This window comes from Actinomadura rugatobispora (genome assembly GCF_042656285.1).
Classification (GTDB): Bacteria; Actinomycetota; Actinomycetes; order Streptosporangiales; family Streptosporangiaceae; genus Spirillospora; species Spirillospora rugatobispora.
On sequence record NZ_JBHSON010000013.1, the window covers coordinates 52,622 to 68,140 of the forward strand.

Below are 15,519 nucleotides of genomic sequence, written 5' to 3' on the forward strand. Positions count from 1 at the left end.
GCTGGTTATATTACTAATCTTAGCTAAGAAAGGCGGTCGCCCATGTCCCTGTCGGTCAGTGGGCCGCGCAGCGCCGACGGGCGGCGCGACCAGCTGCGGGTCTCGCTGCGCGAGCTCCTCTCGCCGGACGGCGGCCCGTCGGCCGGGGCGGTCGCGCCTCCCGAGGAGCCGTCCCGGTGGTGGAAGGGACTCGCCGAGTTCGGCGTGTTCGCCCTCGCCGTCCCTGAGGAGCGCGGCGGCCTCGGCCTCGGTCTCGCCGAGTCCGCGCTGGCCTCGGAGGAACTGGGGCGCGCGCTCGGATGGGGTCCCCTGGTGTGGGCGCAGCTCGCGGCGCTGGCCGTGCCCGAACTGGCGTCGGGGGAGCTGGTCGTGACCGGCGTGGACCGGGACGCGGGGCCGGAGGGCGACCCGCTGCTGGTCGAGCACCTCGCGGCCGCCGACCGGCTGCTGGTCCTGTCCGGCGACGGCGTCCACCTGCACGCGAGGGACGGCGTCGACTTCGCCGAGGTCGCCCGGCCGCTGGATCCCCTGACCCCGATCGCCCGGATCGACCGGCTGCCGGAGGGGGAGCGCGTGGCCGGCGCCGAGACGGCGGCCCGCCTGCGCCGCGCCGGCACCCTGCTGTCCGCCGCGTTCCTGCTGGGCATCAGCGACGCGGCCCTGCACGTGGCGATCGGGTACGCCAAGGAGCGGCGGCAGTTCGGCCGCCCGATCGGCTCCTTCCAGGCGATCAAGCACCTGCTCGCCGACTGCTACGTGCGGACGAGCCTGGCGCGCGCGGCGCTCTACGCCGCCTCCGAACTCGAAGCCGTGGACGGGACGGGCGCCGACCTCCCGGCCGCCAAGCTGCTGTGCGGCCGGGCGGCGAACGACAACGCGCGCGCGGCCGTCCAGGTGTTCGGCGGCATGGGCTTCAGCTGGGAGAGCTCCCCGCACCTGCTGCTGAAACGGGCATGGGTGCTCGACAGCGCCTTCGGCTCGGGGGAACGGCACGCGCTGCTCGTCGCCGACGACCTGGCGCGGGACCCGGAGGCCGCCGCGTGAGCGAGGACACGACCGGCGCCGAGCCGAGCATCCGCCACGACGTCCGGGACGGCGTCCTGACGCTGCGGATCGAGCGCGAGCACAAGCGCAACGCCCTCGACCAGGCGTCCACGTCCCGGCTCGTCGAGCTCCTCGAAGCGGCGGCGGTCGACGGGAACCTGCGGGCCGTCCACCTCACCGCGGCGGGACGCGACTTCTGCTCGGGGTCGGACTGGGTGTCCTCGAACACCGGCGCCAAGGAACGGCCCCGGCCCGCGAACCTGGTCAGGCGCCTGCCGCTGCAGAGCCACCGCCTGATCGAGCTGCTGCTCACCGTCCAGCTCCCAGTGGTCGCGACCGTCCGCGGCAACGCGGCGGGCCTGGGCTGCCAGCTCGCGCTCGCCGCCGACTTCACCGTCGCCGACGAGGAGGCGACGTTCTGGGAGCCGTTCGTCAAGCGCGGCTTCACCCCCGACAGCGGGGCGTCGTGGCTGCTGCCGCGGCTGGTGGGCCTCGCCCGGGCGCGGCGCATGCTGCTGCTGGGCGAGAAGGTGAGCGGCGCCAGGGCCGCCGAGTGGGGCCTGATCCACGAGGCGGTCCCCGCGGCCGACCTGGACGCCCGCGCCCTGGAGCTGGTCGCCGCGCTGGCGAAGGGACCGACCGTCGCCCTGGGCCTGACGAAGCAGTCGCTGCAGCGCTCGTCGGAGGTCCCGCTCGCCCGCGCCCTGGTCGACGAGTCGTTCGGGCTCGAACTGGCCTCCCGGACGGCCGACTTCCGCGAAGGGCTGGCCGCCTTCACCGCACGCCGCGACCCGGACTACACCGGACGATGACCGACGCACACGAGGGGATCCCGCACATGGGCCGAACCGACCCGCCGCCGCCCGAGGCGTACGAGACGATCCTGTACGAGGTCTCGGACCGCGTCGCGACCGTCACCCTGAACCGGCCGAAGGTGCTGAACGCGATCAGCCCCCTCATGGCCCGCGAGCTGAAGCACGCCTACACCGCCGCCGAGGCCGACCCCGACGTGTGGGTCGTCGTCGTGACCGGCACCGGGCGCGCGTTCACCTCGGGCGCCGACGTCGGCGAGATCCCCGGGACCGGGAAGGTGGTCTACGAGGAGCCGTACCTGTCGACGCACGAGCAGTGGGACGCCCCGCAGGAGGCGACCCCGCCGTTCCGGACGATGACCAAGCCGGTCATCGCGGCGATCAACGGGCTGTGCTGCGGCGCCGGGATGGACCTGGTCACCACGGCCGACATCGTCATCGCCGCCGACACGGCCGAGTTCATGGACCCGCACGTGTCGATCGGCGTCGTGTCGGCGCGGGAGTCCGTGCGGCTGGCGCGGGTCGTCCCGCTCAACATCGCGCTGCGGATGGCGCTGCTGGGCAAGCACGAGCGGCTGGGCGCGCAGCGCGCCTACGATCTGGGCCTGGTCAGCGAGCTCGTCCCGGCCGACGGGCTGCGGGAGCGGGCCCGCGAGATCGCCGAACTGGTGAACCGCAACGCCCCGCTGGCGGTCCGGGGCACCCGGATGGCGGTCCGCAAGGGGCTGGGCCTGCCCCTGTACGAGGCGGAGCTGCTGGCCGAGGCGTACCGCGAGCGGGTGACCCGCACCGAGGACGCGCTCGAAGGCCCCGCGGCCTTCCTGGAACGACGCTCTCCCGAGTGGCGGTGCCAATGACCGAGGACCCCGGCTACGAGACGATCCGGTACGAGGCCGACCACGGCACGCGGGTCGCCACCGTCACCCTCGACCGGCCCAAGCGCCTCAACGCCTTCAACAAGCGGATGTGCCACGAGGTCGCCGACGCGTGGCACCGGATCAAGCACGACGCGGAGATCAACGCCGTGGTGCTCCGGGCGGCGGGCGACCGCGCGTTCAGCGCCGGCCTGGACGTCCAGGAGCGCTACGAGCAGCCGGACGACGTCTGGAACCACGAGGACCCCGGCGAGCTGCTCAGCCCCAAGTGGCAGAAGCTGTGGAAGCCCGTGGTCTGCGCGGTCCAGGGCATCTGCACGGGCGGGGCGTTCTACTTCGTCAACGAGGCCGACATCGTCATCTGCTCGCAGGACGCGACGTTCTTCGACTCCCATGTCACCTACGGCATGGTGTCGGCGATCGAGCCGATCGGGCTGATGCGGCGGATCGGGCTGGGCGACACCCTGCGGATGGCGCTGCGGGGGAACGACGAGCGCGTCGGCGCGGAGACCGCGCTGCGGATCGGGCTCGTCACCGAGATCGTGCCGGCCGGGGACCTGTGGGCGCGCGCCGACGAGATCGCGCGGAGCATCGCGGAGAAGCCGGCGGCCGCCACGCAGGGCACCGTCCGGGCGATCTGGGAGTCGCTGGACAAGCCGTACCGGGCCGCCGTGGAGCAGGGGCTCACCTACACCAGGCTCGGCAACCCGATCGGCATGAGCCAGGTCGACCGCGACCAGGTCGCCAAGCCGGACGTGGTGATCCGATGACCGCGGGCACGCGGAGCGGGAGCCCGCTGGCGCGCGGGCTGGACCGGATGCTGACGCTCGACCGGGACGCGCGCGCCATCGAGTTCGAGGACGCCTGGTGGAGCTGGGGCCGGCTGGCCGGCATCGCGGACGCCGTCGCCGAGGCCGTGCCGGAGCCCGGCGCGCCCGTCGGGGTGATCCTGCGGAACACGCCCTGGCATGTCGGGGTCCTGCTCGGCGTCCTGCTCGCCGACGGATGCGTGGTGACGATCAACCCGGGCCTCGGGGTCGAACGGGTCCGCTCCGAGATCGCCGGGCTGGAGCTGGCGGGGCTCGCCGGCACCGCCGACGACATGGCGACGTTCGGCCCGGACACCGGCCCCGGACTGCGCGTCGTGCCGGACGGCACGGGCGAGGGCGCGCAGGTCACCCGCGCCGAGTCCGCCCCCCGGGTCCCGGCGGCGCCGGGCGTGGCGGTGCGGATGCTGACCAGCGGCACGACCGGGCCGCCCAAGCGCGTGGACCTCGGCGCGGACATGCTCGCGCGGACCATGGAGGGCGCCAAGCACTACGAGTCGAACCGGAGCCGGGAACCCGTCCTGCGGCGCGGCGTGGCCATCGTGAACGCCCCGCTCGTGCATCTCGGCGGCCTGTTCCGCGTCGTGCAGTGCGTGCTTGACGGGCGCTCCTTCGTCCTCCTGCCCAGGTTCGAGGTCGAGCGGTGGGCGGCGGCGGTGCGCCGGCACCACCCCAAGACGGCCAGCCTGGTCCCGGCGGCGCTGCGCATGGTCCTGGACTCCGACCTGACCCGCGACGACCTCTCCAGCCTGCTGTCGGTGGTGTCCGGGACGGCGCCGCTGGACCCCGCGGACGCGGAGGCGTTCACCGAGCGCTTCGGCGTGCCGGTGCTGACGTCGTACGCGGCCACCGAGTTCGGCGGCGGCGTCGCGGGCTGGAACCTCGCCGACCACCGCGAGTTCGCGGAGAGCAAGCGCGGCAGCGTGGGCCGCGCCCACGCCGGCTGCGGGCTGCGCGTGGTCGCCCCGGAGGGCCGGGAACTGCCCGCGGGCGAGGCCGGTCTGCTGGAGGTGCGCCCGGCGCAGTTCGGCGAGGACGCGCCGTGGATCCGCACCACCGACCTGGCCCGCATCGACGCCGACGGGTTCCTCTGGATCGTGGGACGCGCGGACCAGACGATCATCCGGGGCGGCTTCAAGGTGCAGCCCGACCAGGTCAGGTCGGCCCTGGAACGGCATCCGGCGGTGCGCGCCGCCGTGGTCGTCGGCGTTCCCGACGCGCGGCTGGGCGCCGTGCCGGTCGCGGTGGTCGAGACGCGTCCGGGGCGCACCCTGGGGCGCGAGGAACTGCTCGCCCACGCCCGAGAGCACCTGGCCCGCTACGAGGTGCCGGTCGATGTGCGGTTCGCCGGCGAGCTTCCGCGGACGGCCTCGGGCAAGGTCGACCTCACCGCCGCGCGGGAACTGCTCGGCCCGCTGGGAGAGGAGTCCGGATGACCTTCCTGACGTCCCCGGAGGACGAGGCGTTCCGGGCGGAGGTGCGCGCCTGGCTGGCGGACGCGGTCGCCGACCAGGGGCCGCCGCCCCCGGCCGGAGACTGGGCCGCGCGCCGCGCCTACGACGTGCGGTGGCAGCGGCGCCTGTCCGACGCCGGCTACGCGGGCATGGGCTGGTCCCGGGAGTTCGGCGGGCGCGGCGCGTCGCTCGGCGAGCAGCTGGTCTTCCTGGAGGAGAACGCCCGCGCGGGCGCACCCCCACCGGGCACGATGTTCGTCGGGACCAGGCACGCCGGGCCGACGCTGATCGCCGAGGGCACGGACGCGCAGCGCGCCCACCACCTGCCGCGGATCCTGCGCGGCGAGGACGTCTGGTGCCAGGGCTTCTCCGAGCCCGAGGCCGGCTCCGACCTCGCCTCGCTGCGCACCCGCGCGGTGCGCGACGGCGACCACTACGTCGTCACCGGCCACAAGATCTGGAGCACCCGCGCGCAGGTCGCCGACTACTGCGAGCTGCTGGTGCGCACCGATCCGGACGCCCCCAGGCACCAGGGGATCAGCTGGCTGATCCTGGACATGCGGACGCCCGGGATCGAGGTGCGGCCGCTGCGGACGATCGACGACGACGACCACTTCTGCGAGATCTTCCTCGACGGGGCGCGGGTGCCCGTCGCCAACCTCGTCGGGGCGGAGAACGACGGCTGGCGGGTCGCGAACGTCACCCTGCGGTTCGAGCGCGGCACGGCGTTCGCGTCCCACATCGTCGAGCTGGGCCGGACGCTGCGCGCGCTGGTCCGGCTGGCCCGGACCCGGCGCGACGGGTCCGGCGTGGCCTGGGACGACGCGGGGCTGCGCCGCGACGTCGGGATCATGGCGGCGGAGGTGACCGCGCTGTGGCGGATGACGCAGATGTCGATCGCCGAGAGCGCGCGCACCGGCCTCCCCGCGGCCTACGGCTCGGCGGTGAAGCTGCGCTACAGCGAGCTGGCGCAGTCGATCAGCGAGCTGTTCGTGCGCGTCGCGGGCCGCCCCGCGATCGCCGGCGAGACCGTGGACGGGTTCGACACCGGGACGATCACGCACGACTACCTGTGGTCGCTGCACACCACGATCGCGGCCGGCACGTCCCAGATCCAGCGCAACGTCATCGCCGAGCGCGTCCTCGGCCTGCCGAAGGGGGCCTGATGGAGCCGTGGGTCTTCGGTGAGCGGGCGCTCCCCGAGCAGGAGCGCTTCGCCGAGGAGGTCCGGGCCCTGTGCTCGGTGGTGCTGAGCCTGGAAGAGGCGGACCCGCTCCTGGACGAGGCCACCCGCGCGCTGGGCGAGGCCCGGCGGCGGCTGGAACGGCGCGTCCCGCCCGGACCGGGGCCGCGGGTCGGCGCCCTGGCCGGCGGCGACGGCCGCGTCTACCTCGACCACGGAACCGACGTCGGTGAGTTCAACCCGATGTTCCCGACGTACCGGATCACCGTCGAGGGCCCGGAGCGCGCCACCGGTACCGTGCGGTTCCCGATCTGCTACGAGGGCCCGCCGGGCTGCGTCCACGGCGGGTTCCTCGCGGTCTTCGCCGACTGCGTCGTCCAGCACCACAACTGCGCCGTGGGCGAGACGGGCAAGACCCGCGGGATCGAGCTGCGCTACCGGCGTCCCGTCCCGGTGTCGGCGGAGCTGGAGTTCACGATCGACAGGACGGTCGCGGACGGCTCGGTGGACTCGGAGATGCGCCTGATGTCGGCCGGTGAGACGCTCTGCTCCGCCCGCACCAGCGCGGTCCGCGGCGACCGCGCGAAGCTGCCCGCCGTCTCCGCACGGAGGTGACGCCATGACCGCGCATGTGAACGAGGACGCCCGCACCGTGGGGGAGGTGCTGCGGCTGAGGGCGTCCGACGTCCCCGGCCGCACCTTCCTGGTCTGCGATGACGAGCGGCTGACCTACCGCGAGACCTTCGAGGCGTCGGGCCGGCTCGCCAAGGAGCTGATCGCTGCGGGCGCCGGCCGCGGCACCCACGTCGGCCTGCTGATGCCCAACGGGGCCGGTTTCGTGCTCGGCGCCCTGGCGGCGGCCCGGATCGGAGCCGTGGCCGTCCCGATGAGCACGATGTCCACCGCCGCGGAACTGCACACCCTGGTCGACGGCTCGGACACCGCCCTCCTCCTGGCCGCGCCCTCCTACCGTTCCAAGGACTTCCGCGCCCTGCTCGCGGAGGCCATCGGCCTCGACACGGACCGGCCGCCGCCGCTGCCGTCGACCGCCGCGCCCAACCTGCGCCGGGTCTTCTTCCTCGGCGAGACCGCCGGGGCCGGCGAGGACGGTGCCGGCCTGCCGCGCGCGGGCGAGGCGGTCGGCGACGACCTCCTCGCCGCCGTCGAGGCCGACGTGGCGCCGTCGGACGACCTGGTGATCGTGCACACCTCGGGCTCGACGAGCGCCCCGAAGGGCGTCGTGCACACCCACGGCGCGCTGCTCGACCACCTGCGCGTGCTGAACGCGATGCGCGACTACGGCCCGGACGAGGTGCTGTTCTCCAACTCGCCGTTCTTCTGGATCGGCGGCTTCTCCTACACCCTCCTCGGGACGCTGCTCGCCGGGGCGACGCTCGTCTGCTCGCGCGCCGCCGAGCCGTCCAAGGTGCTGGACGTCATCGAGCGCGAGCGGCCCACGATGGTGAACGGCTACGCCTCGTCGGTCGCGGCCCTGGCCGCCGACCCGAGCTACCCGCGCCGCGACCTGTCGTCCATCCGCCGCGGCAACCTCTACCCGATCATGCCCGAGAGCGCCCGGCCCGCCGATCCCGGGCTGCGGCCGAACATGCTCGGGATCACCGAGGGCGGCAGCGTCGTGCTCGCCGACGACCACGACGAGGACCTGCCGGAGGGCCGGCGCGGCTCGTTCGGGCGGCCGGTCCCCGGATACCAGGCCCGGATCGTCGACCCGGAGAGCGGCGCCGACCTCCCGCCGGGGGAGAAGGGCGAGCTGTGGCTGCGCGGTCCCGCGCTCATGCGGGGCTACCTCGGCGTCGAGCGCTTCGACGCCTTCGACGAGGACGGCTGGTTCCACACCGGCGACGCGGCCCGCACCGACGAGGACGGGCACTGGTACTTCCTCGGCCGCGGCGACGACCTGATCAAGACGTCGGGCGCGAGCGTGTCGCCGGCCGAGGTGCAGGACGCGATCCTCACCGCCACCGGCCTCTCGTCGTACGTGCTCGGCCTGCCCGACGCCGACCGCGGCCAGATCGTCGCGGCCGTCCTGGTCGTCGGCGGCGCGGACGGCGAGGAGAGCGCGGAGGGGCCGCCGCCGGACGCGGCGGGGTTGCGCGCCGCCCTGGCCCCGGTCCTCTCGCCGTACAAGATCCCCCGCGCGGTCCGTGCCGTGCCGGTCGACGAGGTGCCGCTGCGCTCCAGCGGCAAGGTCGACATGAGCGCCCTCGAGGAGTTGTTCGGTGACCGCTGACACCCCGCAGACGATGCCCGCCGCGCTCGCCCGGCTCGCCGCGGACGCCCCCGGCCTGGACGCCCTGGTGACCGTCACCGACCGGATCACCTGGGCCGGGCTGGACCGGGCGTCCCGGGACCTGGCGGCCGTGCTCGCCGCACACGGCGTCGGCCGCCGCACCCGGGTCGGGCTGCTGATGGAGAACGGCATCGACTGGGCCGTCTGCGCCTTCGCGGCCATGCGCATCGGCGCCGTCCTCGTCCCGCTCAGCACGCTGTCGCGCCCGCCCGAGCTCGAACAGCAGCTGCGCGTCGCCGCGGTGGAGCGGCTGGTGCTGGTCGACGGGTTCCGCGGCCGCGACTACCTGGAGGAGTTCGCGGAGCTGCTGCCCCTCGGCGCGGAGGACGGGCGCACGCCCAGGCTCCCCGCGCTGAGGTCGGCCTGGCGCTGGGACGAGCTGCGGGCCCGGCCCGCGCCGGCCGCCCCGTACCGGGACCTCGCGGCCGCCCTGGAGAGCCGGGCCAGGCCCGCCGACGATCTCGCGATCATGTTCACCTCCGGGAGCCGCGGACTGCCGAAGGGCGTCATCCACACCCACGGCAACGCCCTGCGCGCGGTGGCCTCCGGGTTGGCGGCCCGGAGCGTGCGGCCGGAGGAGCGGCTGTACATCCCGATGCCGTTCTTCTGGATGGGCGGATTCGGCGGCGGCCTGCTCACCGCGCTCGTCGCGGGCGCGACGCTGCTCACCGAGGCCGTCCCCGAACCCGAGCAGACGCTCGAACTGCTGACCCGCGAGCGCGCGACGCTGTTCCGCGGCTGGCCCGACCAGGCCGCCCGGCTCGCGGCCCATCCGCGCGCCGCCGAAGCCGATCTATCGTCCCTGCGGCCGGGCAGCCTCGCCGGCGTCCTGCCGCCGGAGCTGCGGGGCCGGCCGGGGTCGCGGGCGAACCTGTTCGGGATGACGGAGACCTTCGGGCCCTATTGCGGCGACCCCGTCGACCGCGACATGCCGCCCGACGCGTGGGGCAGCTGCGGGACGCCGTTCGAGGGGGTGCGGGTACGGATCGCCGACCCCGGCACCGGGGAACCGGCGAAGCCGGGCGACCACGGCGAGATCTGGGTGCGCGGCCCCAACCTCATGCGCGGCATGTGCGGCCGGTCCCGCGAGGAGGTCTTCACCCGGGACGGCTGGTACCGGACGGGAGACCTCGGGCACCTCGGCGACGATGGGCGCCTGTGGTACCACGGCCGCCTCGACGACATGCTCAAGATCCGCGGTGTCACCGTGTACCCGTCGGAGGTGGAGGCCGCACTGCTGGGCGTCCCCGGCGTCCGGCACGCGTTCGTCACCGACCTCGCGGGCCCGGACGGCGCGGCGCTGCTCGCGGCGGCCGTCGTCCCGGACCGCGACGCGCCGCTGGACGAGGCCGGCGTGCGCGCGGCGCTGCGGGAGCGGCTGAGCGCGGTCAAGGTGCCCGGCGTCCTGCGGGTGCTGGCGGCCGGCGCCGACGTGCCCCGCGTCGCCAGCGGCAAGGTCGACAAGGCCGCCCTCCAGCGCCTGCTCGCCCGCTGAGCGGGAGCGCTCCGGGTGCCGGTGGTGACATTCTGAGGGGGCGACCCCTCAGACTCCCCGGCAAGAGCGGACTGACCGTCACCCTCCACTCCGCCGGCGCTCCGCTCCGGGTGCCGGTCAGTCGAGCGCCGGGGTGATCGTCGCGGCGCGTATGGTCGTGCTCTCCGCCCACGCCAGCGTGTTGTCACGGGCGAGCGACAGGTGCGCCGCCGCCAGCGTCTGCGCGCGGTCCCCGTCCCCGGCCTCGATCGCCGCCAGCAGGTTCTCGTGCGCGCGGATCGCGTCGCGGCGGACCGCGCGCGACATCGGCGCGTCCGGGGACTCGGCGGCGGAGGCCACCGCCGCCGCCGACCGGGCCGGGCCGTGCCCCGTGGCCACCGTGCTCCAGACCGCGGACTCGTGCGCCGACCAGATCGCCTCGAGCGCGCCGACCACCACGATCATGGTGTCGCTGCCGCACAGCTCCACCATCGCCTCGTGGAACCGCCGGGCGTTGGGCACGTAGGCGTCCAGGTCGTCGATCTCCGCCAGCTGGCGGTCCAGGATCGCGCGCAGCGCCGGGACGACGGTCTCCGCGCGGTCGGGACGGGCCGCGCACATGCCCGCGCAGATCGGCTCGATCCGGGTGAGCGTGGTGCTGACGTCGGCGGCCGTGGTGAGCCGCGCCTGCAGCAGCATGCCGATCATCTGGGCGGCGCGCCCGACCTTGGGGGCGCGGACGACGGAGCCGCCCACGTTCCCGCGGCGGACCAGGAGCAGCCCGTCGTTCTCCAGGATCCGCAGCGCCTCGCGGAGGACGCCGAAGCTCACCTGGAGCTCGGCCATGAGCTGCTCCTGCGGCGGCAGGACGTCGCCCTCGCGCAGCTCGCCGTTGAGGATCCTCTCCCTCAGCCGCGCGGCCACGAGTTCCGCAAGCAAAGGTGGCCGCACGAACCGCTCCCCGTCGAAAACCCGGCGCCATGAACCAGCCCCATGGCGTGCTGCCGAGCATAGTCGGCCGGGCCGTGCGGCGCCGGTCGGCGCCCGCCGGTCACGCTCCGGGACCGAAGAACCCGGCGGCGTTGCCGCCGAGGAAGGCGGCGAGCACGTCCTCCGGAAGGTCCAGGGCGCGCGCCTCGGTGACGCAGCGCGTGATCGGCAGCACCGGGGAGTCGGACGCGAAGATCACGCGGTCGCGGCCCCGGCCGCGCATGTAGCGCAGCAGCGGCTCGGGCAGGCGGCGCGGGGACCAGGCGGAGGTCATCAGCCGGAGGTTGCGGTACTTCATCATCAGCCGGATGGCCACGTCCCACCACGGGTCCGCGCCGTGGTGCATGCACAGCCTCAGCTCGGGAAAGCGCTGGCAGACGCGGTCCAGATGCATGGGGTGCTGCGCCTCACCGGCGATCGGCGGACCCGGCAGCCCGGTGGCCAGGCAGAGCGGGAGGTCCCACTCGCAGCACTTGGTGTACAGCGGGTAGTACACCGCGTCGCTCGGCGGATACCGGCCGTCGCCCCAGAAGCTCGGCCCCACCTGCGCGTAGGCGACGGGATGGGAGCGGCGGAACGCGTCGAGCGCCCGCAGCGTCGGCATGGGCTTGAGCAGGTCGAGCCGTCCGATGCCCAGCGCGAACCGGTCCGGGCGCGCCTCCACGTAGGACAGCGCGCGCTTCGAGGGCTCGGCGAGACCGGTCAGGAGGATCGCCCGGGTGACGCCGTTGGCGTCCATCTCCTCGATGAGGGCCTCCCGGGACGTGCTCTCCAGCATCTCGTCCCCGGCCCTGAAGTAGTCCTCCTTGACGCGGACCATCCAGTCCGGCTGCGCGCGGTCGCCGAAGTCCACGTTGACCAGGCAGTCGATCACTCCGGGCCCGGTCACGGCGCCGTCCTCCCGGGGCCGGGCTCGGCGGCGAGCAGCGCGGTGCGCAGCACCTTCCCCGCCGCGTTCCGGGGCAGCGGTTCGGTCCGCAGCCGCCAGGCCGTCGGCACCTTGTACGGCGGCAGCGCCGACCGGCACCAGTCGGCCAGCTCCCGCTCGCCGGCGGCGGCCTTCTCCCGCAGGACCACGAACGCCATCACCGCCTGCCCGGTCACGGGGTCGTCGATCCCGGCGACGGCGCTCTCCTCGACGTCGGGATGGGCCTCCAGCCGGTACTCCACCTCCGACGGGTGGACGTTCTCCGCCGAGACGAAGATCAGATCGCCCGCCCGGGAGTTGACGTAGAGCAGCCCGTCCTCGATCCGCCCGATGTCCCCCATCGCCAGCCACCGGCCGGGGCCGAACACCTCCGCCGTGGCCTCCGGATCGTCCCAGTAGCCCAGCATCGTGTACGGGCTCCGGACGTGGACGAAGCCCTCCGACCCGAGGGGGAGGGCGGTGCCGTCCCCGTCGCGGACGGAGACCTGGACGCCGTCCTGCAGCGGCCCGGTCGACTCGGGGTGGGCGATGAAGTCGGCGCCGCCGATGCTGGCGACGATGCTGCCGCCCTCGCTGCTGGTGTACCCCATCCGGAAGCCCGCCGCCGCGGACGGGAACGCCTCGCTGAGCTGCCGCTTGACCGCCGGGCTCATCGGCGCGCCCCCGACCACCACGCTCGCCAGGCTGGACAGGTCGTACCGGTCGCGCTCCGGATGCGCGGCGACCCGGGGCGCGGCGCTCCCGACCGACAGCCACACCGTCACCCGCTCGGACTCGATCGCGCGCAGCGTGCGCTCCTCACCGAACCGTCCCGGGCGCATGATCAGCAGCCCGCCCGAGACGGTGAACATCAGGACGGCCCCGTACAGGGCGGACAGGTGGAACAGGGGAGGGGTGACCAGGACGCGCGCCGGCGGGGGCGGCGCCGCGGGCATCGCCCCGGCCCGCACCAGCGTGTTGAACCGGTTGCAGGCGACGAACCCGACCACCGAGCGGTGGCTGTGCGCGACGGCCTTCGGGCGGCCCGTCGTCCCGCTGGTGAAGATCAGCACCGCCGGGTCGTCCTCCTCCGCCGCCGGCACCGCCGGCGGCGCGGCGCCCGCGCCGGTGATCCGGTCGTAGAGCTCGGGGGTGAACCGCAGCCGGGGCAGGCCGGGCGCGGCGCGCGCCACGGCCTCCAGCCGCCGGTCGTCGCCGAGCACGAGGCGCGGCGCCACCAGCGCCGCGGCGGCCTCGATCTCCGGGTCGCTCCAGAAGCCGTTCATCGCCACGACCACGCCGCCGGCGGCCAGCACGGCCCAGAAGCCGATGACCCACTCGATGCAGTTGGCGGCGATCAGCCCCACCCGGTCGCCGGGCTCCACCCCGTGCTCCTCGCGCAGGATCCGCGCCAGCTCGGCGACCGCGGACAGGTGCTCGCGGTAGGTGAGGCGGCGGTCCTCGTCGGCGAGGTACTCGCGGTCGGGGTAGGCCGCCGTGGCGGTGGTCAGCAGCTCCAGGATCGAGGCGGCCCGGTCGGCGAACACGGCCATCCGCTCGCCCAGGACGTCCTCCTCGACGACCGCGAACCGCCCGCCCGGGGCGATGAGCGAGCGTCCGAACCCGGTGCGCGAGGCGTTGGGGAAGGTTTCCTTGATGAGGTCGCTCATCGCTCCGCGCTCCTGCCCGCCCGCACCGCCGCGACCGCGCGCCGCTGCGCCGCCGCCTCGTTCTCCAGGGCCTCGGTGAACGTGCTGTTCCAGGCGCCGTCGATGAGGCCGAGGGTGTCCGCGGCGGCGCCGGGCGCGCACTGGGCGAGCCGTTCCGACCAGTCGTCGGCCACGGCGTCGAGTTCGTCCGCGGGGACCACGAGGTTGGCCAGGCCCAGCTCGCGGGCCTCGGCGGCGTCGACCAGCCGTCCGAACAGGGTGAGCTCCTTGGCCTTGTGGGCGCCGACGACGCGGGGCAGCAGCCAGCTCAGCCCGCCGTCCGGGGTCAGGCCGCGCCGGGAGAACACCGCCCCGAAGCGCGCGCGGTCCGAGGCGAGGACGATGTCGCAGCCCAGCGCGATGCTCATGCCCACGCCGACGGCCACCCCGTCCACCTTCGCCAGCGTCGGCTTCGGCATGGCGTGCAGCCGGACGATGATCGGCGAGATCTCCCGCATCTTCGCCGAGACCTTCTCCGACGAGGCGTTGATGTTGCCGGACAGATCGGCCCCGGAGCAGAACTCCCCGTCCGCGCCGGACAGGACGAGCACGCGGGCGTCCGGATCGTGCTCGAACCGTTCGAGCGCCTCCGCCAGCAGCCGCCACGACTCGGCGTCGAGCGCGTTCTTGACGCGCGGCCGGTTGAACACCAGGTGCGCGATCGTGCCGGGCAGGTACCGGACCGGGGGTTCGTCGGTGCCGGGTTCGGTGTGGGCCATGGCGCTCAGCCGCCGACGGGCATGCCGAGGCACTCGGCCAGGTTGTCCCGCATGATCCGGCGGACCGCGGCGTCGTCGAACCCGCCGAGCTGCTTGGTGAAGTCGGTCGGCTCGGCGAGCCCCTCGCCGTGCGGCCAGTCGGACCCGAAGAGCACCCGCTCGACGCCGATCGCCCCGGCGAGCTCGGCGACGTCGTCCTCGAAGTACGGCGCCACCCAGACGTGCTCGCGCAGCGTGTCGCCCGGATCGGCGGCGAAGCGGCGCGGCTGCTGGTTGGCCAGCTTCCGCAGCCGCTTGACCAGCAGCGGGACCCAGGGTGCCCCGTTCTCGATGCTCATGACCTTGAGGGCGGGATGCCGGTCGAAGACGCCGTGGATGATCAGCGACCCGATCGTGTCGTGGATCGCGCGGTCGCTGATCACGAGCTTGGTCAGCGGATCGATGTGGAACGGGTCGTAGTCGGCGGGTCCGCCCCACGCGGCCGAGATGTGCGTGTAGCCGCTGTCGGAGAGGTGGAAGGCGACCGGCACGCCGGCCTCGGCCAGCCGCGCCCAGACGGGGTCGTGCGCGGGGTCGCCGAGGGAGCGGGGCCGGCCGTCCGCACCCGGGACGGGCGCGGGCCGCACGCACACCACGCGGGCGCCGCGGTCCAGCACCCGGTCCAGTTCCACCGGCGCGGCGGCCGGGTCGGCCAGCGAGATCATCGGCGCGGCGTACAGCCGGTCCCGGTAGGCGAACCCCCAGTCGTCCTCGAGCCACCGGTTGAACGCCGTCAGCGTCGCCATCGTGGCGGGGACGTCGTGCCGCAGCGCCTGCTCCACCCCGCATCCCAGGGTGGGGAAGAGCAGCACGAGATCGAGCCCCTGCGCCTCGACCTGCTCGACCCGCGCGTCCCGGTCGCGGTACTCGGGGTGGATCGGCTCGACCACCCGGAGGCTGTCGGGGTCCACCCCCTCCGGGATCTCCCCGCGGAAGTAGGGGTCGAGCGCGCCCGGGACGAGCACCGGATCGAAGGTCGGGTCGGGGATGAACCGGTTGACCTTCTCCCCGATCAGGATCATCGTCCGGTCGCCGGTCTGCACGACCTGGACGCCGCGGCGGCGGAACCTCCGATCGAGGTGCCTGGTGAAGGCGTCCACGGACTCGTAGTAGTGGTTGTCGGCGTCGAACGGCCGGAACGGCCGGCCGCCAAGTGTCATGGGCATGGACGTTTC

At 74.4% G+C, this 15,519-nt stretch carries 14 protein-coding genes; 9 read left to right on the top strand and 5 right to left on the bottom strand.

Features of this window, described 5'->3' with window-relative positions:
- Positions 1 to 42 precede the first annotated feature (42 nt).
- The 9 genes from ACFPZN_RS11835 to ACFPZN_RS11875 are packed head-to-tail and all read left to right on the top strand — an operon-like array spanning position 43 to position 10,001.
- Positions 43 to 1,044, top strand: a complete 1,002-nt coding sequence (locus ACFPZN_RS11835; protein ID WP_378281923.1) for an acyl-CoA dehydrogenase family protein — start codon at positions 43 to 45, stop codon at positions 1,042 to 1,044.
- The gene (locus tag ACFPZN_RS11840; RefSeq protein ID WP_378281924.1) at positions 1,041 to 1,856 is read left to right on the top strand and encodes an enoyl-CoA hydratase/isomerase family protein; all 816 of its coding nucleotides are present in this window, start codon (positions 1,041 to 1,043) and stop codon (positions 1,854 to 1,856) included. Before ACFPZN_RS11835 ends, ACFPZN_RS11840 begins: the two co-directional genes overlap by 4 nt.
- Positions 1,853 to 2,713 carry an enoyl-CoA hydratase/isomerase family protein gene (locus tag ACFPZN_RS11845; RefSeq protein WP_378281925.1) on the top strand — a complete coding sequence of 287 codons (861 nt, stop codon included), beginning with the start codon at positions 1,853 to 1,855 and terminating at the stop codon, positions 2,711 to 2,713. Before ACFPZN_RS11840 ends, ACFPZN_RS11845 begins: the two co-directional genes overlap by 4 nt.
- Positions 2,710 to 3,501, top strand: a complete 792-nt coding sequence (locus ACFPZN_RS11850; protein WP_378281926.1) for an enoyl-CoA hydratase/isomerase family protein — start codon at positions 2,710 to 2,712, stop codon at positions 3,499 to 3,501. Before ACFPZN_RS11845 ends, ACFPZN_RS11850 begins: the two co-directional genes overlap by 4 nt.
- Positions 3,498 to 4,994: a class I adenylate-forming enzyme family protein gene (locus ACFPZN_RS11855; protein WP_378281927.1), complete on the top strand. Its 1,497-nt coding sequence runs from the start codon at positions 3,498 to 3,500 to the stop codon at positions 4,992 to 4,994. The genes ACFPZN_RS11850 and ACFPZN_RS11855 overlap by 4 nt, the downstream gene beginning before the upstream one ends.
- Entirely contained in the window at positions 4,991 to 6,178 is a 1,188-nt protein-coding gene (locus ACFPZN_RS11860; RefSeq protein ID WP_378281928.1) for an acyl-CoA dehydrogenase family protein, read from the top strand. The genes ACFPZN_RS11855 and ACFPZN_RS11860 overlap by 4 nt, the downstream gene beginning before the upstream one ends.
- Positions 6,178 to 6,810 carry a hypothetical protein gene (locus ACFPZN_RS11865; protein WP_378281929.1) on the top strand — a complete coding sequence of 211 codons (633 nt, stop codon included), beginning with the start codon at positions 6,178 to 6,180 and terminating at the stop codon, positions 6,808 to 6,810. Before ACFPZN_RS11860 ends, ACFPZN_RS11865 begins: the two co-directional genes overlap by 1 nt.
- A gap of 4 nt (positions 6,811 to 6,814) precedes the next feature.
- Complete coding sequence (locus tag ACFPZN_RS11870; RefSeq protein WP_378281930.1) at positions 6,815 to 8,446, top strand: class I adenylate-forming enzyme family protein; 1,632 nt, start codon at positions 6,815 to 6,817, stop codon at positions 8,444 to 8,446.
- Positions 8,436 to 10,001: a class I adenylate-forming enzyme family protein gene (locus tag ACFPZN_RS11875; protein WP_378281931.1), complete on the top strand. Its 1,566-nt coding sequence runs from the start codon at positions 8,436 to 8,438 to the stop codon at positions 9,999 to 10,001. Before ACFPZN_RS11870 ends, ACFPZN_RS11875 begins: the two co-directional genes overlap by 11 nt.
- Positions 10,002 to 10,118: 117 nt before the next feature.
- On the opposite strand, the gene ACFPZN_RS11880 is transcribed toward ACFPZN_RS11875, so the two are convergent.
- From ACFPZN_RS11880 to ACFPZN_RS11900, 5 genes are all read right to left on the bottom strand, one after another.
- Positions 10,119 to 10,931 (bottom strand): FadR/GntR family transcriptional regulator, encoded by an 813-nt coding sequence (locus ACFPZN_RS11880; RefSeq protein WP_378281932.1) that lies wholly within the window; start codon positions 10,929 to 10,931, stop codon positions 10,119 to 10,121.
- Positions 10,932 to 11,031: 100 nt separating this feature from the next.
- A complete protein-coding gene (locus ACFPZN_RS11885) occupies positions 11,032 to 11,859 on the bottom strand; it encodes an amidohydrolase family protein (protein ID WP_378281933.1) in 828 nt (275 codons plus the stop codon).
- Positions 11,856 to 13,547 (bottom strand): class I adenylate-forming enzyme family protein, encoded by a 1,692-nt coding sequence (locus tag ACFPZN_RS11890; RefSeq protein WP_378281934.1) that lies wholly within the window; start codon positions 13,545 to 13,547, stop codon positions 11,856 to 11,858. The genes ACFPZN_RS11885 and ACFPZN_RS11890 overlap by 4 nt, the downstream gene beginning before the upstream one ends.
- Entirely contained in the window at positions 13,544 to 14,305 is a 762-nt protein-coding gene (locus tag ACFPZN_RS11895; protein WP_378281935.1) for an enoyl-CoA hydratase/isomerase family protein, read from the bottom strand. Before ACFPZN_RS11895 ends, ACFPZN_RS11890 begins: the two co-directional genes overlap by 4 nt.
- Positions 14,306 to 14,310: 5 nt before the next feature.
- A complete protein-coding gene (locus tag ACFPZN_RS11900) occupies positions 14,311 to 15,510 on the bottom strand; it encodes an amidohydrolase family protein (RefSeq protein ID WP_378281936.1) in 1,200 nt (399 codons plus the stop codon).
- Between the last annotated feature and the right edge of the window lie 9 nt (positions 15,511 to 15,519).

Coding starts and splice junctions, on each gene's coding strand:
- ACFPZN_RS11835 (WP_378281923.1), top strand. CDS start 43: ATGTCCCTGTCGGTCAGTGGGCCGCGCAGCGCCGACGGGCGGCGCGAC.
- ACFPZN_RS11845 (WP_378281925.1), top strand. CDS start 1,853: ATGACCGACGCACACGAGGGGATCCCGCACATGGGCCGAACCGACCCG.
- ACFPZN_RS11850 (WP_378281926.1), top strand. CDS start 2,710: ATGACCGAGGACCCCGGCTACGAGACGATCCGGTACGAGGCCGACCAC.
- ACFPZN_RS11855 (WP_378281927.1), top strand. CDS start 3,498: ATGACCGCGGGCACGCGGAGCGGGAGCCCGCTGGCGCGCGGGCTGGAC.
- ACFPZN_RS11860 (WP_378281928.1), top strand. CDS start 4,991: ATGACCTTCCTGACGTCCCCGGAGGACGAGGCGTTCCGGGCGGAGGTG.
- ACFPZN_RS11865 (WP_378281929.1), top strand. CDS start 6,178: ATGGAGCCGTGGGTCTTCGGTGAGCGGGCGCTCCCCGAGCAGGAGCGC.
- ACFPZN_RS11870 (WP_378281930.1), top strand. CDS start 6,815: ATGACCGCGCATGTGAACGAGGACGCCCGCACCGTGGGGGAGGTGCTG.
- ACFPZN_RS11890 (WP_378281934.1), bottom strand. CDS start 13,547: ATGAGCGACCTCATCAAGGAAACCTTCCCCAACGCCTCGCGCACCGGG.
- ACFPZN_RS11895 (WP_378281935.1), bottom strand. CDS start 14,305: ATGGCCCACACCGAACCCGGCACCGACGAACCCCCGGTCCGGTACCTG.
- ACFPZN_RS11900 (WP_378281936.1), bottom strand. CDS start 15,510: ATGCCCATGACACTTGGCGGCCGGCCGTTCCGGCCGTTCGACGCCGAC.